This window comes from Microbacterium petrolearium (assembly GCF_054782875.1).
In genome coordinates this window covers 51955-78384 of the sequence record NZ_BAAGRQ010000005.1, presented here as the reverse complement: position 1 = coordinate 78384, position 26430 = coordinate 51955, and the positions used below count along the sequence as shown (strand labels likewise).

Annotated in this window: 23 protein-coding genes and 1 other RNA gene; 11 read left to right on the top strand and 13 right to left on the bottom strand. The window is 72.1% G+C overall.

Annotated elements, in window-relative coordinates:
• The first annotated feature begins 16 nt into the window (after nucleotides 1-16).
• The 5 genes from dnaE (at nucleotide 17) to ACYVJ0_RS05765 (ending at nucleotide 8064) form a co-directional block, all read left to right on the top strand.
• Nucleotides 17-3529 carry a DNA polymerase III subunit alpha gene (gene dnaE, locus ACYVJ0_RS05785; protein WP_460816584.1) on the top strand — a complete coding sequence of 1171 codons (3513 nt, stop codon included), beginning with the start codon at nucleotides 17-19 and terminating at the stop codon, nucleotides 3527-3529.
• Nucleotides 3530-3601: 72 nt separating this feature from the next.
• Nucleotides 3602-5182 carry a hypothetical protein gene (locus tag ACYVJ0_RS05780; RefSeq protein WP_460816582.1) on the top strand — a complete coding sequence of 527 codons (1581 nt, stop codon included), beginning with the start codon at nucleotides 3602-3604 and terminating at the stop codon, nucleotides 5180-5182.
• 20 nt (nucleotides 5183-5202) lie between these two features.
• The gene (gene hisD / locus ACYVJ0_RS05775; RefSeq protein WP_460816581.1) at nucleotides 5203-6531 is read left to right on the top strand and encodes a histidinol dehydrogenase; all 1329 of its coding nucleotides are present in this window, start codon (nucleotides 5203-5205) and stop codon (nucleotides 6529-6531) included.
• Between the two features lie 12 nt (nucleotides 6532-6543).
• Nucleotides 6544-7041 carry a transcriptional regulator NrdR gene (gene nrdR / locus ACYVJ0_RS05770; RefSeq protein WP_449854542.1) on the top strand — a complete coding sequence of 166 codons (498 nt, stop codon included), beginning with the start codon at nucleotides 6544-6546 and terminating at the stop codon, nucleotides 7039-7041.
• Nucleotides 7042-7044: 3 nt separating this feature from the next.
• The gene (locus tag ACYVJ0_RS05765; RefSeq protein WP_460816580.1) at nucleotides 7045-8064 is read left to right on the top strand and encodes a quinone-dependent dihydroorotate dehydrogenase; all 1020 of its coding nucleotides are present in this window, start codon (nucleotides 7045-7047) and stop codon (nucleotides 8062-8064) included.
• A gap of 220 nt (nucleotides 8065-8284) precedes the next feature.
• On the opposite strand, the gene ACYVJ0_RS05760 is transcribed toward ACYVJ0_RS05765, so the two are convergent.
• Nucleotides 8285-8845 carry a DUF3043 domain-containing protein gene (locus tag ACYVJ0_RS05760; RefSeq protein ID WP_460816578.1) on the bottom strand — a complete coding sequence of 187 codons (561 nt, stop codon included), beginning with the start codon at nucleotides 8843-8845 and terminating at the stop codon, nucleotides 8285-8287.
• A gap of 68 nt (nucleotides 8846-8913) precedes the next feature.
• Here ACYVJ0_RS05760 and ACYVJ0_RS05755 point away from each other — a divergent pair, with 68 nt between their 5' ends.
• From ACYVJ0_RS05755 to ctaF, 5 genes are all read left to right on the top strand, one after another.
• Nucleotides 8914-10308 carry a dipeptidase gene (locus ACYVJ0_RS05755; RefSeq protein ID WP_449854539.1) on the top strand — a complete coding sequence of 465 codons (1395 nt, stop codon included), beginning with the start codon at nucleotides 8914-8916 and terminating at the stop codon, nucleotides 10306-10308.
• A gap of 111 nt (nucleotides 10309-10419) precedes the next feature.
• Nucleotides 10420-10785, top strand: coding sequence for an iron-sulfur cluster insertion protein ErpA (gene erpA / locus ACYVJ0_RS05750; RefSeq protein WP_449854538.1), 366 nt, complete (start codon nucleotides 10420-10422; stop codon nucleotides 10783-10785).
• Nucleotides 10786-10943: 158 nt separating this feature from the next.
• Complete coding sequence (gene ctaC / locus ACYVJ0_RS05745) at nucleotides 10944-11852, top strand: aa3-type cytochrome oxidase subunit II (protein WP_449854537.1); 909 nt, start codon at nucleotides 10944-10946, stop codon at nucleotides 11850-11852.
• A gap of 5 nt (nucleotides 11853-11857) precedes the next feature.
• Complete coding sequence (ctaD, locus tag ACYVJ0_RS05740; RefSeq protein ID WP_460816577.1) at nucleotides 11858-13606, top strand: aa3-type cytochrome oxidase subunit I; 1749 nt, start codon at nucleotides 11858-11860, stop codon at nucleotides 13604-13606.
• Nucleotides 13607-13610: 4 nt separating this feature from the next.
• The gene (ctaF, locus tag ACYVJ0_RS05735; protein ID WP_449854535.1) at nucleotides 13611-14051 is read left to right on the top strand and encodes an aa3-type cytochrome oxidase subunit IV; all 441 of its coding nucleotides are present in this window, start codon (nucleotides 13611-13613) and stop codon (nucleotides 14049-14051) included.
• A gap of 76 nt (nucleotides 14052-14127) precedes the next feature.
• On the opposite strand, the gene ACYVJ0_RS05730 is transcribed toward ctaF, so the two are convergent.
• Genes ACYVJ0_RS05730 through ACYVJ0_RS05720 form a run of 3 tightly spaced genes read right to left on the bottom strand, consistent with a single transcriptional unit; the run spans nucleotide 14128 to nucleotide 17575 of the window.
• Nucleotides 14128-15588, bottom strand: a complete 1461-nt coding sequence (locus tag ACYVJ0_RS05730) for an MFS transporter (protein WP_460816575.1) — start codon at nucleotides 15586-15588, stop codon at nucleotides 14128-14130.
• Nucleotides 15585-16919, bottom strand: coding sequence for a M20/M25/M40 family metallo-hydrolase (locus tag ACYVJ0_RS05725; protein ID WP_460816574.1), 1335 nt, complete (start codon nucleotides 16917-16919; stop codon nucleotides 15585-15587). The genes ACYVJ0_RS05730 and ACYVJ0_RS05725 overlap by 4 nt, the downstream gene beginning before the upstream one ends.
• Entirely contained in the window at nucleotides 16916-17575 is a 660-nt protein-coding gene (locus ACYVJ0_RS05720; RefSeq protein WP_460816572.1) for an SIMPL domain-containing protein, read from the bottom strand. Before ACYVJ0_RS05720 ends, ACYVJ0_RS05725 begins: the two co-directional genes overlap by 4 nt.
• 277 nt (nucleotides 17576-17852) lie before the next feature.
• Here ACYVJ0_RS05720 and ssrA point away from each other — a divergent pair.
• Nucleotides 17853-18223: a transfer-messenger RNA gene (gene ssrA, locus ACYVJ0_RS05715) on the top strand.
• 58 nt (nucleotides 18224-18281) lie between these two features.
• Here ssrA and ACYVJ0_RS05710 read toward each other — a convergent pair.
• The 9 genes from ACYVJ0_RS05710 to ACYVJ0_RS05670 are packed head-to-tail and all read right to left on the bottom strand — an operon-like array spanning nucleotide 18282 to nucleotide 26403.
• On the bottom strand, nucleotides 18282-18560 hold the full coding sequence (locus ACYVJ0_RS05710; protein WP_460816571.1) for a hypothetical protein: 279 nt from the start codon (nucleotides 18558-18560) through the stop codon (nucleotides 18282-18284).
• Nucleotides 18561-18566: 6 nt separating this feature from the next.
• On the bottom strand, nucleotides 18567-20015 hold the full coding sequence (locus ACYVJ0_RS05705; RefSeq protein ID WP_460816569.1) for a phytoene desaturase family protein: 1449 nt from the start codon (nucleotides 20013-20015) through the stop codon (nucleotides 18567-18569).
• Between the two features lie 47 nt (nucleotides 20016-20062).
• Nucleotides 20063-20704: a hypothetical protein gene (locus ACYVJ0_RS05700; RefSeq protein ID WP_449854529.1), complete on the bottom strand. Its 642-nt coding sequence runs from the start codon at nucleotides 20702-20704 to the stop codon at nucleotides 20063-20065.
• The gene (locus ACYVJ0_RS05695; RefSeq protein WP_449854528.1) at nucleotides 20701-21717 is read right to left on the bottom strand and encodes a hypothetical protein; all 1017 of its coding nucleotides are present in this window, start codon (nucleotides 21715-21717) and stop codon (nucleotides 20701-20703) included. The genes ACYVJ0_RS05700 and ACYVJ0_RS05695 overlap by 4 nt, the downstream gene beginning before the upstream one ends.
• Nucleotides 21714-22715 carry a type IV pilus biogenesis protein PilM gene (gene pilM, locus ACYVJ0_RS05690; protein ID WP_449854527.1) on the bottom strand — a complete coding sequence of 334 codons (1002 nt, stop codon included), beginning with the start codon at nucleotides 22713-22715 and terminating at the stop codon, nucleotides 21714-21716. The genes ACYVJ0_RS05695 and pilM overlap by 4 nt, the downstream gene beginning before the upstream one ends.
• Nucleotides 22716-22731: 16 nt before the next feature.
• On the bottom strand, nucleotides 22732-23559 hold the full coding sequence (locus tag ACYVJ0_RS05685; RefSeq protein ID WP_460816568.1) for a prepilin peptidase: 828 nt from the start codon (nucleotides 23557-23559) through the stop codon (nucleotides 22732-22734).
• Nucleotides 23559-25322 (bottom strand): hypothetical protein, encoded by a 1764-nt coding sequence (locus ACYVJ0_RS05680; protein WP_460816566.1) that lies wholly within the window; start codon nucleotides 25320-25322, stop codon nucleotides 23559-23561. Before ACYVJ0_RS05680 ends, ACYVJ0_RS05685 begins: the two co-directional genes overlap by 1 nt.
• The gene (locus ACYVJ0_RS05675; protein WP_460816565.1) at nucleotides 25313-25963 is read right to left on the bottom strand and encodes a PilW family protein; all 651 of its coding nucleotides are present in this window, start codon (nucleotides 25961-25963) and stop codon (nucleotides 25313-25315) included. Before ACYVJ0_RS05675 ends, ACYVJ0_RS05680 begins: the two co-directional genes overlap by 10 nt.
• On the bottom strand, nucleotides 25960-26403 hold the full coding sequence (locus ACYVJ0_RS05670) for a type IV pilus modification PilV family protein (RefSeq protein ID WP_460816564.1): 444 nt from the start codon (nucleotides 26401-26403) through the stop codon (nucleotides 25960-25962). The genes ACYVJ0_RS05675 and ACYVJ0_RS05670 overlap by 4 nt, the downstream gene beginning before the upstream one ends.
• Nucleotides 26404-26430 lie beyond the last annotated feature (27 nt).

Sequence of the window (26430 nt, the reverse complement as noted above, 5' to 3'; positions counted from 1 at the left end):
AACCTAGACTCGATCCATGGCCTCCGACTCCTTCGTTCACCTGCATGTCCACAGCGAGTACTCGATGCTGGACGGGGCGGCGAAGCTCGGGGCGATGACGCAGGCGGCGGCCGATTACGGGATGCCGGCGATCGCCGTCACCGACCACGGCAACACGTTCGCGGCGTTCGAGTTCTACCGGGCCGCGCAGTCCGCGGGCGTGAAGCCCATCATCGGCCTCGAGGCGTACGTCACCCCCGGCACGCACCGCACCGACAAGACGCGCGTGGCGTGGGGAAGCCCCGACCAGAAGAGTGACGACGTCTCGGGCAGCGGCGCGTACACCCACATGACGATGTGGGCCGAGAACACCCCCGGCATGCACAACCTGTTCCGGCTGAGCTCGCTGTCGAGCATCGAGGGGTACTACTTCAAGCCGCGCATGGACCGCGAGCTGCTGCAGACCTACGGCAAGGGCCTGATCGCGACGACCGGCTGCCCCTCCGGCGAGGTGCAGACCAAGTTGCGTCTCGGCCAGTACGACGCCGCGCGCCAGGCGGCCGCCGAGTTCCAGGACATCTTCGGCAAGGAGAACTACTTCGCCGAGATCATGGATCACGGCCTCGACATCGAGCGCCGCGTGATGACCGATCTGCTGCGCCTCGCGAAGGACCTGGGCATCCCGCTCGTGGCCACCAACGACTCGCACTACACGCACCAGCACGAGGCCGACGCCCACGCGGCGCTGCTGTGCGTCCAGTCCGGATCGACGCTCGACGACCCGAACCGGTTCAAGTTCGACGGCGACGGCTACTACGTCAAGACGGCCGCCGAGATGCGTCAGCTGTTCCGCGATCACCCGGAGGCTTGCGACAACACGCTGCTCATCGCCGAGCGGTGCGACGTCGAGTTCGACACGAGCGCCAACTACATGCCGAAGTTTCCCGTGCCCGACGGGGAGACCGAGGAGAGCTGGCTCATCAAGGAGGTCGAGAAGGGCCTCCACTACCGCTACCCGAACGGCGTGCCAGACCGCGTGCGGCAGCAGGCGGACTACGAGACCGGGATCATCCTGCAGATGGGCTTCCCCGGCTACTTCCTCGTCGTCGCCGACTTCATCAACTGGGCCAAGGACAACGGCATCCGTGTCGGCCCGGGCCGTGGTTCGGGCGCCGGGTCGATGGTCGCGTACGCCATGCGGATCACCGACCTCGACCCGCTCGAGCACGGCCTCATCTTCGAGCGCTTCCTCAACCCGGACCGCGTCTCGATGCCCGACTTCGACGTCGACTTCGACGACCGCCGCCGCGGCGAGGTGATCGACTACGTCACCGACAAGTACGGCGACGAGCGCGTGGCGCAGATCGTGACGTACGGCACCATCAAGTCGAAGCAGGCGCTCAAGGACGCCGGCCGCGTGCTCGGCTTCCCGTTCAGCATGGGGGAGCGGCTGACGAAGGCGATGCCCCCCGCCGTCATGGGCAAGGACATGCCGCTCGACGGCATGTTCAACCCCGAGCACCCCCGCTACAAGGAGGCCAGCGAGTTCCGCGCGCTCATCGAGAGCGACCCCGAGGCCAAGACGGTCTACGACCGCGCGGTCGGCCTCGAGGGACTGAAGCGGCAGTGGGGCGTGCACGCGGCGGGCGTGATCATGTCGAGCGAGCCGCTCATCGACATCATCCCGATCATGAAGCGGGAGCAGGACGGCCAGATCGTCACGCAGTTCGACTACCCCGCGTGCGAGGCCCTCGGCCTCATCAAGATGGACTTCCTGGGGCTGCGCAACCTCACGATCCTCTCCGACGCGCTCGACAACGTCCGGGCCAACCGCGGCGAGGAGGTCGACCTCGAGCACCTCTCGCTCGACGACCGCGAGGCCTACGCGCTGCTGTCGCGCGGCGACACCCTCGGCGTGTTCCAGCTCGACGGCGGGCCGATGCGCTCGCTGCTGCGCCTCATGAAGCCGGACAACTTCGAGGACATCTCGGCCGTCATCGCCCTGTATCGGCCGGGCCCCATGGGTGCCAACTCCCACACGAACTACGCGCTGCGCAAGAACGGGCTCCAGGAGATCACCCCGATCCATCCCGAGCTCGAGGAGCCGCTGCGCGACATCCTCGACACGACCTACGGCCTGATCATCTATCAGGAGCAGGTCATGGCCATCGCGCAGAAGGTGGCGGGCTTCAGCCTCGGACAGGCCGACATCCTGCGCCGCGCGATGGGCAAGAAGAAGAAGTCGGAGCTCGACAAGCAGTACGCGGGCTTCTCGGGCGGCATGAAGGAGCGCGGCTACTCCGAGGGCGCCATCAAGGCGCTGTGGGACATCCTGCTGCCGTTCTCGGACTACGCGTTCAACAAAGCGCACTCCGCCGCATACGGCGTGGTGTCGTACTGGACCGCGTACCTCAAGGCCCACTATCCGGCCGAGTACATGGCCGCGGTGCTCACGAGCGTCGGCGACTCGCGCGACAAGCTCGCGATGTACCTCAACGAGTGCCGCCGCATGGGCATCCGGGTGCTGCAGCCGGATGTGTCGGAGTCGATCGGCTTCTTCTCGGCCGTCGGCGACGACATCCGCTTCGGCCTCGGCGCCATCCGCAACGTCGGATCGAACGTGGTCGACGGCATCGTCGCGGCACGCAAGGACGGGCCGTACACGAGCTTCCACGACTTCCTGAGCCGCGTGCCGATGCACGTGGCCAACAAGCGCACGGTCGAGTCGCTCATCAAGGCGGGCGCCTTCGACTCGATGGGCTCGACGCGGCGCGCCCTGCTGGAGGTCCACGAGCAGGCGGTCGAGGCCTCGGTCGATCGCAAGCGGAACGAGGCGCAGGGGGCGATCGGCTTCGACTTCGACAGCCTGTGGGACGAGCCCGAGACGGCGCAGAAGGTGCCGGAGCGCCCGGAGTTCACGAAGAAGGACAAGCTGGCGTTCGAGCGCGAGATGCTCGGCCTCTACGTCTCGGATCACCCCCTCGCCGGGCTCGAGGTGCCGCTCGCGAAGCACCGCAGCATCACGATCCACGACCTCATCGCCTCGGAGGATCTGCAGGACGGCGACCAGGTGACGGTGGCGGGTCTCGTGACGAGCGCGCAGCATCGCGTGGCCAAGTCGAGCGGCAACCCCTACGGCATGATCACGGTCGAGGACTTCGAGGGCGAGGTCACCGTGATGTTCATGGGCAAGACCTACACCGAGTTCCAGCCGATCCTGCAGCAGGACTCGCTCCTCGTCGTGCGCGGCCGCGTGTCGCGGCGTGACGACGGCCTCAACCTGCACGCGCAGTCGGCCTTCGTCCCCGACGTCGGGGGTCTCGAGGCGTCCGGGCCGCTGACGCTGCTGCTGCCGGAGCAGCGCGCCACGGAGCGGCTCGTCCTCGAGCTCTCCGAGGTGCTGCAGCGCCACGCCGGCGACACGGAGGTGCGGCTGAAGATGCACCGCGGCAGCTCGGCCAAGGTGTTCGAGGTGCCGCTGCCGGTGCGGATCACGGCCGACCTGTTCGGCGACCTCAAGTCGCTGCTCGGGCCGCAGTGCCTCGGGTAGTCCTCCCCGTCGACGCGTCGGCGGTGGCGGTTAGGATCGAAGACGGAACGCTCGACGATCAGAGGGAGACCCGTGTCCGAGAACAGTGAGGTCGCCGCAGGCGGCGTGCCCGGCCTGTGGAAGTTCACGCTGCGCGAATGGATCGTCATCGGGACGGGTCTCGTCCTGCTGATCCTGTCGTTCTTCAGCGTCATCGACGGTGATTACGCGCCCATGTGGGGCCAGGGGCTCGTGCAGATCGCGGCGCTGCTGGCTCTCATCGCCGCGACCGCGATGCTGGTCGTGCGCCGCCTCGCCCCGGGGGCGAAGATCCGCATCGGATCGCTCTCGGTGGATCAGTTCGCGTCCGTCGCGTTCGTCTCCTACGCGATCGTCGCGTGGCACTCGCTGCTTTTCATCAGCGTGCTCGGCGCCCAGCTCGGCGAGCTGATGTCGTTCTTCGGACCGGGCGAGTCCGTGCTGTCGGCCGGCTGGGCCGCCTGGGTCTCGGCGTTCGTCGCGCTCGTCGGCGTGTTCTTCACCGTGTTCGCCCCGCTCGTGCCGCCGTTCCGCGCCGACTTCGACGGCCGCGAGGAGGTGCCCGCGGCGCGCGCCGCGCGCCCCGCGCGCCCCGTCGTGCAGAAGCCGCGCGCGCCCAAGCCGGAGCAGGGGCAGCAGGGCGCCTGGCCCGGCTACGGCGCCCCCGGACAGCAGCAGGGCGGCTACCCGTACGGGCAGCAGCAGCCCGGCGCCTACCCCTATGGCCAGCAGCCCTACGGCCAGTACCCGCCCCAGGGTCAGCCGTACGCCCCGCAGCCCTACGGTCAGCCGGGCCAGGAGCAGCCGTACGGCGCTCCCCAGCCCTATGGCCAGCCCGGCCAGGAGCAGCAGGGCCCGCAGGCCCACGGTCAGCAGTTCGGCCAGCAGCCGTACGGGCAGCCCGGCCAGGGACAGCCCGGGCAGGAGCAGTCCGGCCAGGAGCAGCAGTACGGCCAGCAGCCCTACGGCGCGCCCCAGCCCTACGGCCAGCAGCCGTACCCGCCGCAGCAGGGCACGCCGCCGCAGGCGCACGAGCAGGGTCAGCCCACGCCGGCCGCGCCGCACGGCGGCAACCCGTACGTCGCCCCGACGGCCTCGCAGCCCGAGATCGACGAGGTGACGGAGGCGCCGGCCGACGCCGATGCTGCTCGTTCCGCGCGCGCTCACGCTGGATCCGACATCGAGGCGAGCCTCGGGCTCGCGCCGGCCGAGGACGAGGCGCCGTCGTACCGCCGCACGAGCGGCGAGCCCGCGAGCGAGCCGGTGGACCCGCTGGACGCCGAGACCGTGATCCGAGGCAACGGCGAGAGCGCTTCCGATGAGACGGCGCAGGCCGTGGCCTCCGTGGCCGCCACCGAGGAGCCCGCGCCGGCCCCGGAGGCGGGCGAGCAGGCGCCGGCCGATGGGCAGGCGCAGGGCAGTCCCGCATCGCTGCCCGTCACGAACAACCAGCCGTTCTGGGCGCTCGCGCCGGTGGAGCGCGACGTCGTGGATGAGAACGGCACGCCGCTGTTCCGCATCGGTCCGACCGCATGGGCGCTCGTACTCGAGGAGCGCGGCGACGTCTTCGTGGTGCGCCACGACGACGGACGCGTCGGCTACCTGCTCGACACCAGCGGCGTCACGCGCGGCTGACCCGCGAGGAGCACCACCTGATGCGCACGATCGATCTGCGCGGCCGTCGCCTGAACACGGCCGATCTGCTCGCCGCCGTCCCGCGCGCCACCGCGGCGCGGGCGGCGGCGCTGCAGGCGGCCGCCGAGATCGTCGAGGACGTCCGCGCGCGGGGCGAGCAGTCGCTGCGCGAGCAGGCCGAGCGCTTCGACGGCGTGACGGGCCACGCGGTGCGGGTGCCGGCCGAGCACGTCGCCGACGCCGTCGCCGGGCTCGACCCCGAGGTCCACGCCGCGCTCGAGGAGTCGATCCGCCGCGTGCGCGAGGCCTCGGCCGCGCAGATCCCGCCCACGCGCGTCACCGAGCTCGCGCCCGGCGCGCGCGTCACGCAGCGCTGGCAGCCCGTCGGGCGCGTCGGCGTGTACGTGCCGGGCGGCAAGGCCGTGTACCCGTCCAGCGTGGTCATGAACGTCGTGCCCGCGCAGGTCGCGGGCGTGCGCAGCATCGCGCTCGCCTCGCCGCCGCAGGCCGACGCCGAGGGTCGCGTGCACCCGACGATCCTCGCCGCGGCCGGCCTGCTCGGCGTCACCGAGGTCTACGCGATGGGCGGCGCCGGGGCGATCGGCGCGCTCGCGCACGGCGTCGCGACGCTCGGCCTCGAGCCCGTCGACACCGTCACCGGTCCCGGCAACAACTTCGTCGCGGCGGCCAAGCGTGCCGTCGCCGGCGTCGTGGGAGTCGACTCCGAGGCCGGTGCCACCGAGATCCTCATCGTCGCCGACGACACGGCCGACGCGCGCCTGATCGCGTACGACCTCGTGAGCCAGGCCGAGCACGACGAGCAGGCCTCGGCGGTGCTCGTGACCGCGTCCGCGGACCTCGCGCGCGCCGTCGATGCGGCGGTGGAGCAGGTCGCCGCGGCCACCCGGCACCGCGAGCGGGTCGCCGCCGCGCTGGCGGGGGAGCAGTCGGCCATCGTGCTCGTCGACGATGCGGCCGCGGCCGAGGCGTTCAGCAACGCGTACGCGCCGGAGCACCTCGAGCTGCACCTCGCCGACGCCGCCGAGGCGGCGTCGCGCTACACGAGCGCGGGCGCGCTGTTCCTCGGCCCCTATGCGCCCGTGAGCCTCGGCGACTACCTCGCGGGATCGAATCACGTGCTGCCGACGGGCGGCCAGGCCCGCTACGCCGCGGGCCTCGGCGCGCAGACGTTCCTGCGTCCGCAGCAGGTCATCGAGTACGACCGCGACGCCCTCGCCGAGGTGAGCGACCGCATCGTCGCGCTCGCGGCGTCCGAGGCGCTTCCCGGCCACGGCGACGCCGTCGTGGCGCGCTTCGCGTCCGGCGACGTCGCAGGCTCCGCCGCGTAAGCTGGCCCGGCTATGCACTGTCCCTTCTGCCGCCACGCCGACTCCCGCGTCATCGACTCCCGCACGAGCGACGACGGCCTCTCCATCCGCCGTCGGCGCCAGTGCCCGCAGTGCGGCAAGCGCTTCTCGACGATCGAGACCGCGTCGCTCAACGTCATCAAGCGCTCCGGCGCGGTCGAGCCGTTCAGCCGCGACAAGGTGATGGCGGGCGTGCGCAAGGCGTGCCAGGGGCGTCCCGTGACGGACGCCGATCTGGCCGTGCTCGCCCAGAAGGTGGAGGAGGCCGTGCGGCAGACGGGCCTGAGCCAGATCGACGCGAACGAGATCGGCCTGGCCACGCTCGGCCCGCTCCGCGAGCTCGACGAGGTCGCCTACCTGCGGTACGCGAGCGTCTACCAGGCGTTCGAATCGCTCGAGGACTTCGAGGCGGCCATCGCCGACCTGCGCGCCGATCACGCCGGAGTGGGCGCGCACACCGCGGGCGGGGCCGATCAGGGCGCGGGGGCCTGACGCGTGTACCCGCTGCTGTTCCGCGCGTTCCTGTCGCGCCTCGACCCCGAGACGGCCCACCACCTGGCCATGGCCGTGATCCGCGTGCTCGGCTCCCGCCCGATCGCGCCGATCGTGCGCGCCTTCACCCGGCCCGATCCGTCCCTGGCCGTCGACGCGCTCGGCGTGCGGTTCCCGTCGCCGTTCGGCGTCGCCGCCGGGTTCGACAAGAACGCGGTCGGCGTGCGCGGCCTCGATGCCCTCGGCTTCGGACACGTCGAGATCGGCACGGTCACCGCGATCCCGCAGGACGGCAACCCCCGCCCGCGCCTGTTCCGCCTCGTCCCCGACCGCGCGGTCGTGAACCGCATGGGCTTCAACAACCGGGGCGCTCGGGCCGCCGCCCGGCGCCTGGCGCGACTGCGCCGCGGGGGAGCGGTCGTCGGGGCCAACATCGGCAAGAGCCGCGTCGTCGACGTCGAGCACGCCACGGCGGACTACGTCGCCAGCGCGACGATGCTCGCGCCGCTCGCCGACTACCTCGCGGTGAACGTCTCCTCGCCCAACACCCCGGGCCTGCGCGGGCTCCAGGCCGTCGAGACGCTGCGCCCCCTGCTCCAGGCCGTCAAGGCGGCCGCGGGCCGGACCCCGCTGCTCGTCAAGATCGCGCCCGACCTCCCGGACGACGAGGTCACGGCCGTGACCCGACTCGCGGTGGATCTGGGCCTGGCGGGCATCATCGCGACGAACACGACGATCGCGCGCGAGGGACTGCTCACCGACGCGGGCGTCGTCGAGGCCGCCGGTGCCGGCGGGCTCTCGGGCGCGCCCCTCAAGGCGCGCGCGCTCGAGGTGCTGCGCGTCATCCGGGCCGCGGCACCCGATCCGGCGTTCTGCGTCGTCTCGGTCGGCGGCATCGAGACCGCCGAGGACGTGCGCGAGCGCCTGGCCGCGGGCGCGACCCTCACGCAGGGCTACACGGCGTTCCTCTACCGCGGCCCGCTCTGGGCCCGCGAGATCAACCGCGCCCTCGCCCGCCCTTAAGTCCGCAAGTCTGTGCCAAGTCCGCGCGTGCGTCCGCCCGGACTCAGCACAGACTTGCGGACATGCACCGAGCCCTGCGACGGCGCCGCGAAGCGGCCCCGGAGCGTGCGGGCGCGAGTGCGCCCGCCGTCACGCCGGATGGCGCGGAGCGCCCTCCCGAGCCCGCCAGGGCGCGCCGTCAGGCGTGCCCGCAGCGTGCGAGACACGTGACACGGATGACTCAGGCCGGGTACTCGCCGCGCTTCACCTGCGGCTTCGGCAGGCGCATCCAGCGCATCTGCACGGAGCGCATCGCGGCGTACCAGCCGAGGCCCTTCTCGCGCCGGTCCTTGCCGAACTTCTCGGCGGCCTTCTTCTTGACGGTGTTCGAGAGGATCACCATGTCGCCGACCGTGAAGAGCACGAACACCCAGAGGCCGATCATGCCGTAGTACTGGAACTGGATCGGCAGGAACATCGTGACGATCAGCACGATGATGAGGGCCGGCATGAGCAGCTCGCCGAGGTGCCAGCCGGCGTCGGTGTAGTCGCGCACCCAGCGGCGCTGCGGGCCCTTGTCGCGGGGCTGCAGGTAGCGCTCCTCGCCGTTGGCCATGCCGACGCGGGCGCGGTCCTGGCGCTCGCGCAGCTCGGCGCGGGCGCGCTTGCGCGCCTCCTTCGTGTTGGCGACGAGCGGGCGGCGGTTGGCGGCCTCGCGCTCGGCGCGGGACGGGGTGGGACGGCCCTTGCCGACGGTCGTCATCGACGCGTCGTCGCCGGCGGACGCGGGGGTGTTGGCCACGGGGAGCACCTCGGATCGTTCGGGGGCCGCGCGCGGAGGGGCACGGCATGCCGATCTAGGATACCCGCATGACCTCCACGCCCACCCCGGACCAGCAGCTCGTCGAATCGGCGGAAGGAGGGATCCCCGCGGCGCTCGCCGACCTCGGGCGCCTCGTGCGCATCCCCGGCATCGCGTGGCCCGCCTTCGATCAGGATCAGCTCGTGCGCAGCGCCGACGAGATCGCCCGGCTCGCGCGCGAGACCGGCGTCTTCGACGAGGTGCGCATCCACCGCGCGGCCATCCCCGGCACGGACGAGGTGGGCCAGCCCGGTGTGCTCGCCACGCGCGCGGCCCGCAACGGCCGCCCGACCGTCATGCTCTACGCCCACCACGACGTGCAGCCCCCGGGAGACGACGCGCTCTGGGAGACGCCGCCGTTCGAGCCGACCGTGCGCGACGGCCGCCTCTACGGGCGCGGCGCCGCCGACGACAAGGCCGGGGTGATGGCGCACATCGCCTCGCTGCGCGCCCTGCGCGAGACCTACGGCGACGACCTCGACCTCGGGATCGTCCTCTACATCGAGGGCGAGGAGGAGTTCGGCTCGCGCTCGTTCACGCAGTTCCTCGAGGACAACGCCGAGGCGATGCGCTCGGACGTCATCGTCGTCGCCGACTCCGGCAACTGGGACTCCGAGACGCCGGCCGTCACGGTGTCGCTGCGCGGCAACGCGAAGTTCCACCTCACGGTGCGCACGCTCGATCACGCCTCGCACTCGGGCATGTTCGGGGGAGCGGTGCCCGACGCGATGCTCGCGACCATCAAGATGCTCTCCTCCCTGTGGGACGAGAACGGCGCGGTGGCGGTCGAGGGCCTCACGGCGCGCGATGCCGAGACACCCGAGTACGGCGAGGACACGTTGCGCGAGGAGACGGGGCTGCTCGAGGGCGTGCGCCCGATCGGCGACGGCACGATCCTGTCGCGCATCTGGAACAAGCCGTCGATCACGGTCACCGGCATCGACCACACGAGCGTCGCCGCCGCGTCGAACACGCTCTCGCCCGAGGTGACCGTGGTCGTGAGCGCCCGCGTGGCGCCGGGACAGGACGCGCGGGCCGCCTACGAGGCCATCAAGGCGCACCTCGAGGCGCACAACGCCTTCGGCGCGCAGCTCACCTTCGGCGAGGTCGACTGCGGCGACGGCTTCCTCGTCGACACGAGCGGATGGGCCGTGCAGGCGGCGCGCGACGCGATGCGCGACGGCTACGGCAAGGATCCCGTGGACTACGGCGTGGGCGGATCGATCCCGTTCATCGCCGATCTCGTGCAGCGCTACCCGGGCGCGCAGATCCTCGTGACGGGCGTGGAGGACCCGCACTCGCGCGCGCACAGCCCGAACGAGTCGCTGCACCTCGACACGTTCCGACACGCCGTGATCAGCGAGACGCTGCTGCTCGGGCGCATGAACGCCCGCGAGGCCTGAGCCGCCGAGCAAGACGGCGGCCGCGCGGCGCCATCCGCCGCCGCCGCGGTTAGAATCGAACAAGCTCGCCCCGTGCCGTCCGTCGGCGGGGCCCGATAGGAGGAGAGCGTCATGACCGACACGACCCTGACCGCCGACACCGCCGCCCCCGCCCACGGCGTGGGCCTCACCGAGGCGGCCGCCGCCAAGGTGAAGAGCCTGCTCGAGCAGGAGGGCCGCGACGACCTGCGCCTGCGCGTCGCCGTGCAGCCCGGCGGCTGCTCCGGCCTCATCTACCAGCTCTACTTCGACGAGCGCTACCTCGAGGGCGACGAGACCGTCGACTTCGACGGCGTCGAGGTGATCGTCGACAACATGTCGGTGCCGTACCTCGACGGCGCGAAGATCGACTTCAAGGACACGATCTCGGAGCAGGGGTTCACGATCGACAACCCCAACGCCTCGGGCTCCTGCGCCTGCGGCGACAGCTTCCACTGATCCGCCCTGCGAACGGCCCCGCCACCACCGCTGCGGGGCCGTTCGGCGTACCCGCAGCACGCCACGCGCGAGGGCGCCCCGCTGGGAGTGTGGCCGGAATCCCGTGTGCGCTTGCCCTAGACTGGCAGGTGCCCCATCCACGTTCGAAAGGTGAATTCGTGCCCTCGAAACGCCGCATCCGCTGGGCAGCGATCCCCGTCGCCGCAGCCACCGTCGCCACGCTCGCCGCGTGCTCGCCCACGGAGCTGCACGGCTACCTCCCCGGCTTCGTGGAGGACGGGCCTGCCACCACCAACCAGACCGAGGGAATCGCCTCGCTCTGGGTCGGGTCGTGGATCGCCGCGCTCGTCGTGGGCCTCATCACCTGGGGCCTCATGCTCTGGGCGATGATCGTCTACCGCCGACGCAAGGGCCAGACGGGCCTGCCGGTGCAGCTGCGGTACAACATGCCGATCGAGATCTTCTTCACGACGGTGCCGCTCATCCTGGTGCTCGGCCTGTTCGCCTTCACGGCGCGCGAGCAGACCAAGGTCGAGACGCCCTGGGCCGAGGACGAGGTCGACGTGGAGATCACCGCGATCGCCAAGCAGTGGGCGTGGGACTTCCAGTACGACGGCGACGAGGAGGACAACTCCGACGCCGTGTGGACGATGGGCATCCAGGCGCAGCCCGACGCGAACGGCAACATCGATCAGGAGCAGCTGCCGACGCTCGTGCTGCCGGTCGACAAGAAGGTGACGATCGACCTCGAGTCGCGTGATGTCATCCACTCGTTCTGGATCATCGACTTCCTGTACAAGAAGGACATGTACATCGGCCACGACAACTCGTGGTCCTTCATTCCCACCCGCGAGGGCACGTACGCCGGCAAGTGCGCCGAGCTGTGCGGCGAGTACCACTCGATGATGCTGTTCAACGTCGAGGTCGTGAGCGAGGCCGAGTACGAGGCGTACCTCGACGAGCTCGAGGCCAAGGGCCAGACCGGCGACATCAACGAGGCGTACGACCGCCTGGGCAACGCGCCGGGCACCGGCGCGCAGAGCGACGACGAGGAAGAGAGCCACTGAGCACCATGGCGACGAGCACCCTTCAGGAGCAGACTCCCGTCCTGCCGGCCCGACAGGCCGCCCTGCTCAGCGGATCCCGCGTCGAGCAGAAGGGCAACATCGTGGTCAAGTGGATCACCTCCACCGACCACAAGACGATCGGGTACATGTACCTCATCGCGTCGATGCTGTTCTTCTGCCTCGGCGGCGTCATGGCACTGCTGATCCGCGCCGAGCTGTTCGCGCCGGGCATGCAGATCATCCCGACCAAGGAGCAGTACAACCAGCTGTTCACGATGCACGGCACCGTGATGCTGCTGATGTTCGCGACGCCGCTGTTCGCGGGCTTCGCCAACGTCATCCTGCCGCTGCAGATCGGCGCGCCCGACGTGGCGTTCCCGCGCCTGAACGCCTTCGCCTTCTGGCTGTTCGCGTTCGGCTCGCTCATCGCCGTGGCCGGCTTCCTCACCCCGCAGGGCGCCGCGTCGTTCGGCTGGTTCGCGTATCAGCCGCTCGCCAATGCGTCGTTCACACCAGGGTTCGGCGGCAACATGTGGATGCTGGGCCTCGGCATCTCGGGCTTCGGAACCATCTTCGGCGCGGTGAATTTCATCACGACGATCATCACGATGCGTGCGCCCGGCATGACGATGTGGCGCATGCCGATCTTCACGTGGAACACGCTCATCACGAGCCTGCTCATCCTCATCGCGTTCCCCGTGCTCGCCGCCGCGATCCTCGCGGCCGCCGCCGACCGCGTCCTCGGCGCGCACATCTACGACCCGGCCAACGGCGGCGTGCTGCTGTGGCAGCACCTGTTCTGGTTCTTCGGCCACCCCGAGGTGTACATCATCGCGCTGCCGTTCTTCGGCATCGTGTCGGAGATCTTCCCGGTCTTCAGCCGCAAACCGATCTTCGGCTACAAGACGCTCGTGTACGCGACCATCGCGATCGCCGCGCTGTCGGTGTCGGTCTGGGCGCACCACATGTACGTCACGGGCGCGGTGCTGCTGCCGTTCTTCGCGCTCATGACGATGCTCATCGCGGTGCCGACGGGCGTGAAGATCTTCAACTGGATCGGCACGATGTGGCGCGGCTCGATCACGTTCGAGACGCCCATGGTGTTCGCGCTCGGCTTCCTCGTGTCGTTCGTCTTCGGCGGTCTGACCGGCGTCATCCTGTCGTCGCCGCCGCTGGACTTCCAGCTGTCCGACTCGTACTTCGTGGTGGCGCACTTCCACTACGTGGTGTTCGGCACGGTCGTGTTCGCGATGTTCGCCGGGTTCTACTTCTGGTGGCCGAAGTGGACGGGTCGCATGCTGAACGAGCGGCTCGGCTACGTGCACTTCTGGATGCTGTTCATCGGCTTCCACATGACCTTCCTCATCCAGCACTGGCTGGGCGTGGACGGCATGGTGCGCCGCTACGCCGACTACTCGGAGGCCGACGGCTGGACCTGGCAGAACCAGCTGTCCACCATCGGTGCGGTCATCCTGGGCGCCTCGCTCATCCCGTTCTTCCTGAACGTGTGGATCACCGCCCGCAAGGCGCCGAAGGTCACGGTCAACGACCCGTGGGGCTACGGCGGATCGCTCGAATGGGCCACCAGCTGCCCGCCGCCGCGCCACAACTTCACGTCGATCCCGCGCATCCGCAGCGAGCGCCCCGCGTTCGACCTGAACCACGGCGAGGCGCCCGTCCCGGTGGGCGTGGGCCCGGCGAAGGACGCGCCCGACGCGCCCACGGTGGATCTGTCCGACGGAGAGGTGAAGTAAGGCCATGCGCTCCAACGTCGTCATCTGGTGGCTGCTGACAGCCTTCTTCGCCCTCGCGTTCTCGGTCTACGCGATCTGGGACCTGCTCGACAACCCGCGCGGCCTGCCCTGGTACCAGGCGGTGGACTGGACGGGCGGCACGGCGCTGCTGTTCTCGGCGTTCATGTCGGCGCTCGTCGCCTTCTACGTGCAGCTCGTGCACCGCGGCCAGAAGGGCGTGGAGCTGCCGGAGGACCGCCTCGACGCCGACATCGACGACGGCGAGACCGAGCTGGGCGAGTTCAGCCCGTGGTCGTGGTGGCCCATCATGCTCGCGGGCGCCGCGGCGCTCGGCGCGCTGTCGCTCGCGGTCGGCATCTTCCTGCTGCCGTTCGCGGTCGCGCTGCTGGCCGTCTCGATCGTCGGCTGGGTGTACGAGTACTACCGCGGCAACTTCGCCCGCTGACGCGCAACGCAGCCTCGCACGAGGGCCCGGATCCACACGGATCCGGGCCCTCGGCGTTCCGACCCGGTGTCGGTGCTCAGGCGACGGGGACGTCGGCCCGCGCGTCGGTGAACGCCTGCCGGGGCACGAGGAGCAGCGCGCCGGCCGCCGCGAGGGCGGTCACGCCGCACACGAGCCACACGGTCACATAGCCGGCGAACGAACCGGCCGTGCCCCCGGCGGCGCCGGTGGCTCCGTTCAGCAGCGCGATGCCGAAGACGCACGAGGCCACCGCGCCGCCGACGGTCTTGACGGAATTGGTCAGTCCCGTCGCGACGCCGGTCTGCGTGTGCGGTGCGGCGGCCGCCGCCGCGGCGGGCAGTGCCGCGACGAGGGCGCCCGAGCCGAGGCCCACCAGGAGCATGTTGGCCGTGACCTGCAGGTACGTGGCGTGGGAGGGCAGGAACAGCAGGAAGCCGACGCCCACGCACAGTGCCGCCAGCACGAGGGCGGTGCGCGGCGTGATGAGGCGCGCGACCAGCGGGTAGGTCAGCGCGCCCATGATCATGGCGATCAGGTAGAACCCGATCAGCAGCGAGGTCGTGAATCCGGCGGTGCCGAGCCCGTAGCCGTAGACCTCCGGATCGGTCCGCGCGAAGGTCGACAGGGGCGCCTGGGCGCCGAGCACGCTCACCCCGAACAGGCCGGCGGTGAGGAAGACCGGCCACAGGGCGGGGTCGCGGAACATGCGCACGTCGATCAGCGGGTCGTCCTGGCGCAGCTCCCACCGCGCGAACGGCACGAGCAGCAGGGCGCCGACGGCCAGCACGCCCCAGGCGAGGGCGTCGCCCACGCCGCCCAGCCGCAGCAGACTCAGCCCGCCCGTGATCGCGAGGAGGGCGAGCGAGACGAGCACGAGGCCGGTGGTGTCGAAGCGCCCGCCGGCCGGGTACGGCGATTCCGTGACGCCGAAGAGGATGACGAAGAAGCACGCCACGACGGCGACGGCGGGGACGAGCAGCACGATCCACAGCGGGATCGCGTCGACGAGCGCGCCGCCCGCGAGCGCGCCGACGATGGCGCCGCCCTCGAGCGCGGTCACGAGGATGCCGGCCGCCCGCGCCGTGAGCACGGACGCGGATCCCTCGCCCGTGCGCGCCACGACCGCTCGCGCCCGCGACCAGATGAGCGCCACCTCGAGCGGCAGCCACACCACGTAGAAGCCCTGCAGGGCCCACGCGACGAGGAACACGCCGAACGCGTCGGTGAACGGCAGCGCGAGCGAGGCGGCGGCGGTCAGCGCCGTCGAGATGAGCAGCATGCGCTTGTGCCCGATCATGTCGCCGAGCTTCGCGAACGCGGGCACCACGAGCGCCGAGAGCATGAGCTGCGAGCCCTCGAGCCAGTTCACGTCGGCGTCGTGCACGCCCAGGTGCCGCGCGATGTCCGTGAGCATGGGCGTGTAGTAGCCCTGGATGATGCCGCTCGTGAACTCCACGAACGCGAGGAAGCCGACGATGCCGACGAGCGGTCCCAGCCGCGTGCGGGCGGCGCTCACGACAGCCCCCGGATGAGGGCGACGTGGAAGTCGCGGCCGCGCTCGAGCGAGGCGATCTCGACGTGCTCGTCGGGGCCGTGGATCGAGGCCCGCTGGGTCGCCGACATCTCCAGCGGCGCGAAGCGGTACACCGCCAGCCAGCGCCGGTGGAAGTGACGGGCGTCGCTGGCCTGCATCATGAGGTACGGCACGACGAGAGCGTCGGGGAACGCCGCTTCGGCGGCGGCGCGCAGCGCGTCGAAGGCGGGACCGTCGGCGGGGGACTCGGGCGACGGGTCGCTGCCGTCCACCAGCTCGACCGTCACCCGGGGGTCGCGGATCCGACGGCGCACGCGCCCGATGACGGAGCCGACCGTGTCGCCGGGAATGAGGCGCAGGTTGAACGTGGCGGTCGCCTCGGCGGGCAGCACGTTGTCGGCGCTGCCGCCGGACTGCCTGGTCGCGGCGATCGTCGTGCGCACGAGCGCCGCCGGCTCGGCGCCCATGCGGGCGAGGACCGGGCCGGCCAGGCGCGGGAACCGGGCCAGCAGGCGCACGCCGAGCCCGGCGGGGCCGGTCGCGCGGGCGCCGAGCACGCCGAGCATGCGCGCGACGGTCGCCGGCGCTCGGGGCGGGAAAGTCGCCGCGTCGAGGCGCTCGACCGCGCGCGCCAGGCGCGAGATCGCGGTGTCGCCGCGCGGGGCCGACGCGTGCCCGCCGTCGCCCCGCACCCGCAGGCGCAGCGTCACGATGCCCTTCTCGCCGAGGCCGATCATGGCCGCGCGCCCCGGCACGAACGGCAGCGGCGCGTCGACGACGGCGCCGCCCTCGTCGAGCACGAGCCACGGGGCGACGCCGCGCTCGGCCAGCGTGCGCGCGATCTCCTCGGCCGCGCCGCCGAAGACCTCCTCGTCGCCGCCGAACGACAGATAGACGTCGCGGGCGGGGGAGAAGCCCGCCGCCAGCAGGTGCTCGACCGCCTCGAGGACGACGAGCAGCGGGCCCTTGTCGTCCAGCGCGCCGCGGCCCCACACCCGTCCGTCGGCGACGCGGCCCTCGAACGGCGGCACGCTCCATCCCTCGCCCTCCCGGGCGGGAACGACGTCGACGTGCGCCATGAGCACGAGCGGATCGCGATCGCTCGCGCCGCGCCACCGGTACAGCAGCCCGAGCTCGCCGATCCGCTCGCGCTCGAGGCGCGTGTGCGCGAGCGGGTAGAGCTCCTCCAGCAGCGACGCGAACTCCTCGAAGCGGGAGCGTCCGCGGTCGGCGTGATCCGCGCTGACGGTGGGGATGCGGATCATCCGCGCCAGCCGATCGGCGATCGGCGAGGCGCCGCCGATCCCGCTCATGACCGCGCCGAGAATCGACCCTCGACGGTGGCCGAGACGACGATGTCCTCGGGCTCCAGCTCGACCGGCGGGGGAGCAGCGGCCGCGGCGCCGCGCGCCATCATCGCGCTCGCGAAGGGCTGCGGCGCGTCGCGCGAGAGCATGTCGTTGTCGGCGATCTCGACCGGGGTCACCTCGCCGTACCCGAGGGCGTCGGCATACGCCCTCGCCCGCTCGAGCGCGACGCCCACGGCCTCGGCCGCCGTCTCCCGCTCGACGCGCGAGCGCGTGTCGTCGGCGAGCCGCCAGCTCACCCCATCGACCTGGATCTCGTCCATCTCGGCGAGCTCGCCGATCCAGCCCGAGAGCTCGGCGAAGTCGTCGAACGTCGCGCGGAACGCCACCGTGCCGTGGTGGACGGCGGGAAGCTGCCTGCCGTCCTTGTTCCACGGTCGGTTCGACCAGAAGTACGCGCGCTCGCTCGACCAGCGGACGAGCCGCTCGCCCTCCTCCAGCGAGGTCAGGCGAGTGCGCACGACGTCGGAGGACTGCGCCACCCGACGGGTGACCGTCGCGCGGTCCGCCCCGTCGGCGCGCACCTGCACGCTCACCACCGCGAGCTCCGGCGTGACCCGGCGCTGGGCCGTGCCCCGCACCGAGATGATGACCTCGCCCACGTCGGGCTCCCTTCGTCGCGTGCCGCTGGGCCGAGGGTATCGCAGGGCCCCGGCGATCCCGCGCACCGGCGTGCGATCGCCCTCCGGTGTCCAGGGACCCGATCCGGAATCCGTCGGAATGGCGCGGTGGCGCGATGCGTTGTAGTCTGTGATGCTCGGATGTATCCGAGACCCGGCTCGCCGGGGCACACGCGCCGAGAGGCGCCGGCAGCGCACCTCGGTGCGGTGACAACTCCACAGCGTGCGATATGCGGTTCCCTTCGCGAGAAGGATCCACGGGGCTGATCGGTTTCGACAGTGCTTGTGAATCTGCGAGAAGCGGGCCGAGGATGCAGGGTTATCTCGTAAACGCCCCCTGCAAAAACAATAAGTGCCAACGCTAAGCGCACTGACTTCGCCCTCGCTGCCTAAGCGAGCCCGATAGTCCGTCAGACCGTGGGTGATCCCGACACGGATTCTGGCGTCATCTAGGGATCTTGCTGCGTGACGGTGTCGGGACGTCACGCGGGACTCTTCCTCGACTGGGCTCGTCGACCTATGTGTCTGTGCTGAAGGTCGGAGCCGAGCAGAACGCCTCCACAGACTGCGCCCGGAGAAGCCCCAGAGACTCAGCGCTGGACGGGGGTTCGATTCCCCCCAGCTCCACAGACCGCATCGCACCTGTGTCATCGAAGAGACCGCCCTCCGGGGCGGTCTCTTCGTCGTTTCAGGCCCGCCAGGCCGGCCGGTGCGCACGGTCCCAGGCGCGGCGATTGCGCACGCCGGTCACGATCATCACGATGCCGGCGACGAGCACGGCCACCCCGATGATCGGGAAGACGACCAGCGCGGCGCCGTTCTGCGCCACGAACGCGTCCCAGCCGCCACCGCCGAACACGAAGATCACGAACGGCATGATGCCGACCGCGGGGGACAGGGGGTAGATCGCCAGGATGCCGAGCACGATCCGTGCCACTCCGGGCTTGCGCGGGGCGCCAGACTCCATCGGGGATCACCCTTCCTGCGGTCGCGGGCCCAGACCGGGCGCGGGGAGGTCGAACACGTCGCGCAGGGCCAGGCGGGCGGCGTTCCAGCCGCTCATGCCGTGCACCCCTCCGCCCGGGGCGGTCGACGACGAGCACAGGTACAGGCCCGGCACGGGCGTGCGCCAGGGGGCGTAGCCGGCCACGGGGCGCGCGAGCGTCTGCAGCGTCGTCATGGCGCCACCGCCGATGTCGCCGCCGACGAGGTTCGGATCGAGTGCCTCCAGGGCGCCGGGGCCGGTGGCGGTGCGCGCGAGGACGACGTCGCGGAAGCCCGGCGCGTGCTCCTCGATCGCGCGGTCGATGAGGGCGGCCCCGTCGCCGTCCCAGCCGTGCGGCACGTGGGCATAGGCCCATGCCGTGTGGTGGCCGGCGGGCGCGCGCCCTGCATCGAACAGCGAGGGCTGCGAGAGCAGCACGAAGGGCCGCTCGGGCAGGCGGCCGGCCGCCACGGCGGCCTCGGCGCGCGCGATCTCGCGGAGCGTCCCGCCCAGATGCACGGTGCCGGCCCGCCGCACGGCGTCGTCGCGCCACGGGATCGGGGCGGACAGCGCGAAGTCCACCTTGTAGGCGGCGGCGCCGTGCCGCCAGCGGCGCAGTGCGCGCCCATAGCGAGCGGGCAGCCGGGGCGCGGCGACGCGCAGCACGTCGCGCGGCACGAGGTCGAGCAGGATCGCGCGGGCGGGCGGAAGGTCGCGCAGATCGTCGACCGGCGAGCCCGTGCGGATGACGCCGCCGTGCGCGAGCAGATCCGCGGCGAGCGCGTCGGCGATCGCCTGCGAGCCGCCGTGCGGGATCGGCCACCCCCGCGCGTGCGCGTGCGCGGCGAGCGTGAGGCCGGCGCCGACCGACGCCAGTCGGGGGATCGGCGTGACGCCGTGCGCGAAGACCCCGGCCAGCAGGGCGGGCGCGGCCGCGCCGCGGAAGAGGGAGCCCGTGAGGCCGAGCAGGTGGGGCGCGGCGGCGAGGGCGAGCGTCGCGAACCCGCGCAGGGCACCGGGGCGGGGCAGGAGCACGCCGCCGCTGGCCTCCGAGACCTCGTCGATCCGGTCCACGAGCGGGCCGAGCGTGCGACGCCACGCGCGGCCGTCGCTCCCGAGGGCGTCGACGGTCGCATCGAGCGAGCGGAAGGCCGCTCCCGTGCGTCCACCCGGCAGCGGGTGTGCGTACGAGACGTCCGGCACGGTGAACGCGACGCGCTCTGCCAGCCCGAACGCGCGGAAGAACGGCGAGCCCAGCGCCATGGGGTGCACGGCGGCGCCCACGTCGTGCCGGTAGCCGTCGGCCGCGCGGGTGCGGGCGGCGCCGCCCACCGCGTCGGCGCGCTCGTGCACCTCGACCGCGAGGCCCGCGCGCGCGAGCGTCACCGCGGCCGCGAGCCCGTTCGGGCCGGCCCCCACCACGATCGCGTCAGGCATCGCCTTCAGGATGGCATGCGGAGGGGGCCGGCGAGGTCACGTCGCGATCACTGCGGCAGGATCCAGATGAGCCCCTCGATCGTGGCGGTGGTCTCGGCGGTCATGATGTCGCCCCGGTCGCCCGCGGCCGACATCGTCACATCGGTCACGAGCGTGTACCGGTCGCCGTGCTGCAGCCGGTCGATGAACGTGCGCACGTCCGGCCCGCTGCCCGCGACATCGATCGAGACGGGCACCGAGAGCAGCACGCCCGCCTGCGCGCCGACGGCCGCGGCCGCGGCGTCCTCGGCCGAATCCGCGGCGTCGGCACCCGCCGATGCCTCGTCGCCCTCGCCGCCCGCGAGGGCCGCATCCCCGAAGGTGAGCCGGTTCAGCGCCACGCCGGCCCCGGACGTCATCGCCGTGGCGTCGAGCTGCTCGATGTACACGTCGTACTCGCTCGACGACGGCAGCTCTCGGCGGAGCTCGTCGAGATCCGCCTGATGCTCCTCGAGCGCGCTCTGCGTGCGCCGCAGCTCCGCCAGGCGCAGCGCGAGGGCCTTGTTCGTCTCGGCGATGCGCGCCTGCTCGGCGGCGGCCGCATCGGCCTGGTCGAGCATCGGCTTGATGCCGACGACGAAGCCCACCACGAGGATCGCGATCGCGAGGATCGCGCCGAGCAGGTAGGTCACCCGCACCCGGTCCATCATTCCGTGTCCTCCTCGGTGGTGTCGGCCCCGCTGTCGGTGTCGCCGCCCTCGGTCGATCCGGCCGGTTCGGCGGTCTCGGCGGGGTCGTCGGCGCCGACCACGTCGTCGCCCGCGGCGCGCAGGCGCTCCGGCCCGAGGTCGAACGTCAGCTCGACGCGGTAGCCGCCCCCGTCGAGGGGCTCGCTCGTGCGCGGCGCGGTGTACACGACGCCCTCGATCTGCGCGATGCGGCGCAGCCACTCGGCGATGTCGGGGGCCGACGACGTGTGCGCGACGACCTGGACGGTGGCCGCGCGCGCGCCGGCCTGCAGCACTCCCGTCGGCTCGGGGAGGTCCTCACCCGGAGTGGGCGCGTCGATCGTCAGCGAGGAGATGCCCGCGTCGGACGGAAGCGCCGCCTGCAGATCGGTCAGCAGCTGCGCCCAGAGGACGTCGGTCGCGGCCGCCTCCTCGAGGGCGTCCTCGGTCTTGTGGATATCGGCGAGCAACGTGTTCGCGTCGCCGAACTGCAGCTGCTGCTCGGTCAGGTCGGTCGTGAGCGCCTGGGAGCGGTCCCTGGCGGTCGTCTGGATGCCCGCCCACGCGGTCGCCCCTCCCACGCCCAGAGCCAGCAGCAGCGCTGCGCCGAGCACGACCACGAGCGCGCCGTCGCGCGCGCGGCGACCCTCACGCTGACGACGCAGCTCGGGCGGCAGCAGGTCGGCGCGCGGGACGGCGCCGATGACGAGCTGCCCGCGCCGCGGCTTGGTGGCCGGCGTCGTGCGCGCCGGCTTCGCCTTCGCCTTCGACTTCGGCGCCTTCGGCTTCGACTTCGGGGCCTTCGCCGTCGGCTTCGCGCCCGCCTTCCCGAGCGCCGTCGTGGGGGTCGCGTCGGGCTCCTCGAGCGTGAGGTCCGGCAGCAGGGCCGTGTCGGAGGAGGTGCGCCGTCGCCGGAGCGGGGCAGCGCCCGTGCCGGCGCGATCCGCATCGTCTCCGGACGCTCCCCGCGCGTCCGCCAGCTCGTCCACGCTCATGCGGCACCTCCCAGGGCCAGGCCGATCGCCACGCCGGGTGAGCCGTTGGCGATGGCATGCGGATCCACGTTCTTGCCCAGCCGCACGCCCGCGAGCGGGTCGGCGAGCGTCACGGGGCGGCGCGTGCGCGCCTGCAGCTGCTCGAGGGTGTGCGGCATGCGGCCACCGCGCCCCGCGAGCAGGATCTGCTCCGCGCCCGCATCGCCCATGCTGTTGGCGTAGTAGTCGAGGGTGTTGGCGATGCTGTTGATGAGCGACGCCGTCGCGTCGGCGAGCGCCTGCGCGTCGGCGAACGATCCGGATCGCACGGGGCCGGCCAGCTCCTCCTCGGGCAGGCCGGTGATCGTCGACAGGTTGCGCAGCATCTCGTCGATCCCGCTCGGGATGATGCGCAGGAACTGCGGGATCGAGTCGACGGCGATGAGCACGTTCGTCGCCGACGCGCCGATCTCGACGAGCGCGACCGTGCCCTCCGCATCGCGCAGGTGCGTGCGGGCCAGGGCGAACGCGACGAGGTCGACGGAGTCGGGCAGCAGGCGCGCGCGCCGCAGCGTGCGCACGTTGTCGTCGATCGCGTCGCGGGCCGCCGCGACGAGCAGCCCGCGCACCTTGCCCGGCTGCCCCTCGGGCCGCTCGATGGGGTAGAAGTCCATGAGCGCCTCGTCGGCGGGGAAGGGCAGCATCGCCTCGGCGTGGATCGGCAGCCCGGCCCGCACCATCTCGCGTGTGCCGTCGTCGACGGTGAGGGGGCGGGCGATGACGCGCTGGCTGCCGACTCCGAGCGCGACCGCGCGGGTGGAGAACCGCTGCGTCGCCCACAGGGTGCGCAGCGCATCCGCGACGGTGTTCGGCTCGATCACCTCGCCGTTCACCACCGCGCCGGTGGGCAGCGGCACCTCGCCGTAGCGCTCGACGCGCGGGCTGCCCTTGCCCACGCCCGACACCTCGGCGGCGCGCACCGATTCGCTGTCGAAGTCGACGCCGATCACTTTCGCCACGGTCGTTCCTTTCCGTTCATGCCAGTCCGAAGAGCCCGACGTACCAGTCCGCCACGGGCCGCCCGGCGAAGACGCCGATCCACGCGCCGGCGATCATCCACGGGCCGAAGGGGATGCCGCCGCCGCGATCCACGCGCCTGGCGGCCATCAGAGACAGCCCCACGACGGCGCCGAGGGCGAAGGCCGAGATCGTGCCGACGGCGAGCGCGCCCCATCCCGACCAGCCGAGGAAGAGACCGAGCCCCAGCGCGAGCTTGACGTCGCCGCCGCCCATCGCGTCGGGCCGGATGAGCCACACGGCGCCGTACGCGACGAAGAGCGCGGCGGCGCCGAGCCCGGCGCGCCCCAGTGCCGCCCAGTCCCCGCTCAGCGCCGCGGCCGCGGTCAGCAGCACGGCGCCCGTCGCGGCGAGGGGCAGCACGAGGGCGTTCGGCAGGCGCGTGGTGTCGAGGTCGATGGCCGCCAGGGCCACGCCGAAGGCGGCGAGCGCGAGGAAGGCGACGAGCACGAGGGCCGCGGAGGCCGCCTCGGCCGCCGAGCCGGCGGCGAGGATCTCCGGGGTGAAGCGGATCGCCACGGCGGAGAAGAGCGCGCCGGTGACGGCCTCGACCACGGGGTAGCGCGGCGAGATCGGGGCGCCGCAGTCGCGGCAGCGGCCGCGCAGCAGCAGCCACGAGAGCACGGGCACGTTGTCGCGCGCGCGGATGCGGTGCCCGCACTGCGGGCACGCGCTCGGGGGCGAGACGATGGAGCGCCCCGCCGGCACGCGGTGCGCGACGACGTTGAGGAACGACCCGATCGCGAGGCCGAACACCCCCACGCCCGCGGCGACGACCGGGAGCATCAGAACCACCTCTCGGCCGACTCGGACGTGTCGCGGTACGAGTCGAGCGTGGGCGGCGTCGCCGTCGGGCCCGTGCTCGTGCCATCGCCCAGGTCGACGCCCGGCAGGCCGGACGGGACGTAGGTGAGGGTGGCATCACCGGCGACTGAGACGCCGGCGGCGAAGATCTGGCCGGTGATGCTCAGCCCCGACGCCACGCTGACCTCGCACGGGGAGTACATCATCGTGGTCACATTGGTGAACGTGAAGGAGCCGCCCGCCGCGATTGTCTCTCCGCCGCACGTGGGGCGGCCGTCGTCCGTCTCATCGGCGTTGATCAGCCACACCCGGCGGTCGCCCGAAGCGGTGAAACCGGCGCTGCCGTCCAGCCGGAAGTCCTTCGCGTAGATCGCGAGGTCGGCGGGGAGGGAGATCACGTTGTCCGTGCCGCCGCCCAGGTTCACCCCCGAGGGGCAGTCGCGGGCGTCGAGGAGCGTGGGCAGGCCACCACCGGCGGCGATCGCCGCACGAAGCTCGGGAGTGCCGCAGGGCGCTGCAACCTCGACCTCGGTGAATCCGGACCAGAGCTCCGGGTCGTAGGGGAAGTCGATCCAGTCGGCGACCTCGGGCACGGGGCCGTGCGTGGGCTCGGGCGGCACATCGCTCGGAGGTCCGACGGTGTAACGCGCTGGATAGTTCTTGGCATCGCCCTTGATCTCGGCGGCGCGCAGCTCGCCCTTGATGAAGCTCTTGCTGCTCTTCGCACTCGAGTCCAGATTCGCCGTCCCGCTCACCCAGACGTTGCCGTCCGCCCCGTTGTCCTTCCCGATGCCGACGCCGAGGAAGTTCAGATCGTCACCCACGATGGCGTTCGTGTGAATGCGTCCCGTCCACCCTGTCGTGAGGTCGTCGCGCGCCCAGACGCTCCCGCTGATGGTCATGCTTTTCATCGTCACGTCATCCGCGACGACGTTGCCGCCGACGCTGCCGTTCTCGAGGTTCGCGAAGTCGCTGACCCAGATGCTCCCGCCCACGCGGCCGCTGCCGGTGATCGTCACGTCGCGGGCCACGAGGTCGGCGCCGATGACGGCCCCGCCGCCGCTGACCGACACGGATCCCGAGACGAAGGCCCGGCCGGTCATCCCGCACCCGCCGGCGACGGTGAGATTTCCGTTGACGACCCAGCTGACGTCGCCCTGGGACCCGCCGTCGCACGTCACATCGCCCTCGTGCACGTGCACCTCGGGAAGGTGGCTCTCGGTGCCGCCGAGCGCCACGAGCTTGCCGGATCCGCCGAAGGCTGACCCGCTGTAGGCGTAGATGGCCGGGCCGCTCGGCACGAGCGTCGGGCCCTTCACCTCCACCGCGTAGCGCGCCTCGACCGTGCGGCCCCCGGTGCGCGCCTCGAAGTCGCGGGCGTCGGCGTAGCCGGTGGACACGATGCGGTAGGGCTCTCCCGCCGCGGGGCAGCCGGCCTGCTCGCCGCTCGCGGTCGTGCGCAGGATCACGGCGCGGTAGAACGGCTCGGTGTCGTTGGCGTCCGTCGCCGTCGTGCAGCCCGCGGCGAGGGCGTGCTGCGCCACGGCGACGCCGGCCTCGGCGGCGAAGCCGGCGGTGACGACGTCGCGCGTGTCGTCGGTGCGGCTCAGCGACGTCATCGTGGCGGCCGTGAGGGTGGCGGCGATCACGAGCGTGACCATCGCGATGCCGATGGCGGGGATGAGCGCGGAGCCGCGGGCGTCGCGGCGCAGGCGGCGCATCAGGCGGGTGGGTGTCAGGCGCATGGGTTGTCGCCCTCCTTCGCGAGACGCGGGGTGGCGTAGGTGTGGATGACGGTGGGATCGGACGTGCTGAACGCCGCGTTGCGGGCGGCGCCGACGCCGAAGCGCACGAGCACGCCCTGCTCGCCCGGCTGGCTCGCGAACTCGGGGACGAGGTCGCGGACCTCCGGCGGTGCGTCGCGGTCGACGAGGCTGAAGACGCCGAGGTCGCCGTCCGGCCGCACGTGGGTGGCGAGGGCGAACCAGTCGCCCAGGTCGGGGTTCTCGGCGGCGGGTTCGTCGATGGGGCTCGGCGACAGGCGGGCGTACAGCGTGGCGCCGGCGTCGGGCTCGTCGGCCGGATCGTCCCACACGAACCAGGCGCGGCACTCGCGGTCGCCCTCGGGGCCGGCGGCCGTCACGAGGAAGTCGCCGGTGTCGGAGACGGTGATGTGGGTCGCGTCGCGCACGCTGCCCGAGATGGTGCGGGCGGCGTTCTGGCCCTCCAAGACGGACTCGGAGGTGCCGGTGACGAGCGCCGAGCCGCGGTAGGCGCCGAGCAGCAGCGAGACGCCCGCGATCAGCACCATCCCCAGCACGACGCAGAAGACGAGCAGCTCCACGAGGGTGAAGCCGCGCTCGTCGCGGGGGAGGGGGCGGGTCACGGCGCCACCCCGGTGCGGACGATGGCGGTGGCCGACGCGAGCACGCGCGGGGATCCGTCGGGCCGCGGCGCGGTGGCCTCGACGCGCACGGTGAGGGTGGATGCCGGCTCGCACGCGATGGCCGCCGGATCGTTCGTGGGATCTGCGCCCTGCACGGCGCGCGTGAGCGTGATGACCGTGCCGCGGGAGTCCTCGACGGGCGGCGGCGTCTCGGCGAGCCAGGCGCGGATCTCGCCGCACGCGAGCTCGCGCGCGGAGACGGGGGAGAGCTGCTCGGACACGGCCTGGGTGGCGGTCGTGACGGCGTTGTACGAGGTGGCGGCCCTGAGGCTGACGTAGAGCGCGGGCGCGAACAGCATCGCGACGACGGCGAGAACCGTCATCGCGACGAGCGCCTCGGCAGCGCCGAAGCCGCGTTCGTCCTTGAGCACTCGGGACACCTGATTCCGTGTGAAGGGATGGAGCGG

Coding starts and splice junctions, on each gene's coding strand:
- dnaE (WP_460816584.1), top strand. CDS start 17: ATGGCCTCCGACTCCTTCGTTCACCTGCATGTCCACAGCGAGTACTCG.
- hisD (WP_460816581.1), top strand. CDS start 5,203: ATGCGCACGATCGATCTGCGCGGCCGTCGCCTGAACACGGCCGATCTG.
- nrdR (WP_449854542.1), top strand. CDS start 6,544: ATGCACTGTCCCTTCTGCCGCCACGCCGACTCCCGCGTCATCGACTCC.
- ACYVJ0_RS05755 (WP_449854539.1), top strand. CDS start 8,914: ATGACCTCCACGCCCACCCCGGACCAGCAGCTCGTCGAATCGGCGGAA.
- erpA (WP_449854538.1), top strand. CDS start 10,420: ATGACCGACACGACCCTGACCGCCGACACCGCCGCCCCCGCCCACGGC.
- ctaD (WP_460816577.1), top strand. CDS start 11,858: ATGGCGACGAGCACCCTTCAGGAGCAGACTCCCGTCCTGCCGGCCCGA.
- ctaF (WP_449854535.1), top strand. CDS start 13,611: ATGCGCTCCAACGTCGTCATCTGGTGGCTGCTGACAGCCTTCTTCGCC.
- ACYVJ0_RS05725 (WP_460816574.1), bottom strand. CDS start 16,919: ATGAGCGGGATCGGCGGCGCCTCGCCGATCGCCGATCGGCTGGCGCGG.
- ACYVJ0_RS05710 (WP_460816571.1), bottom strand. CDS start 18,560: ATGGAGTCTGGCGCCCCGCGCAAGCCCGGAGTGGCACGGATCGTGCTC.
- ACYVJ0_RS05705 (WP_460816569.1), bottom strand. CDS start 20,015: ATGCCTGACGCGATCGTGGTGGGGGCCGGCCCGAACGGGCTCGCGGCC.
- ACYVJ0_RS05700 (WP_449854529.1), bottom strand. CDS start 20,704: ATGATGGACCGGGTGCGGGTGACCTACCTGCTCGGCGCGATCCTCGCG.
- ACYVJ0_RS05695 (WP_449854528.1), bottom strand. CDS start 21,717: ATGAGCGTGGACGAGCTGGCGGACGCGCGGGGAGCGTCCGGAGACGAT.
- ACYVJ0_RS05685 (WP_460816568.1), bottom strand. CDS start 23,559: ATGCTCCCGGTCGTCGCCGCGGGCGTGGGGGTGTTCGGCCTCGCGATC.
- ACYVJ0_RS05680 (WP_460816566.1), bottom strand. CDS start 25,322: ATGCGCCTGACACCCACCCGCCTGATGCGCCGCCTGCGCCGCGACGCC.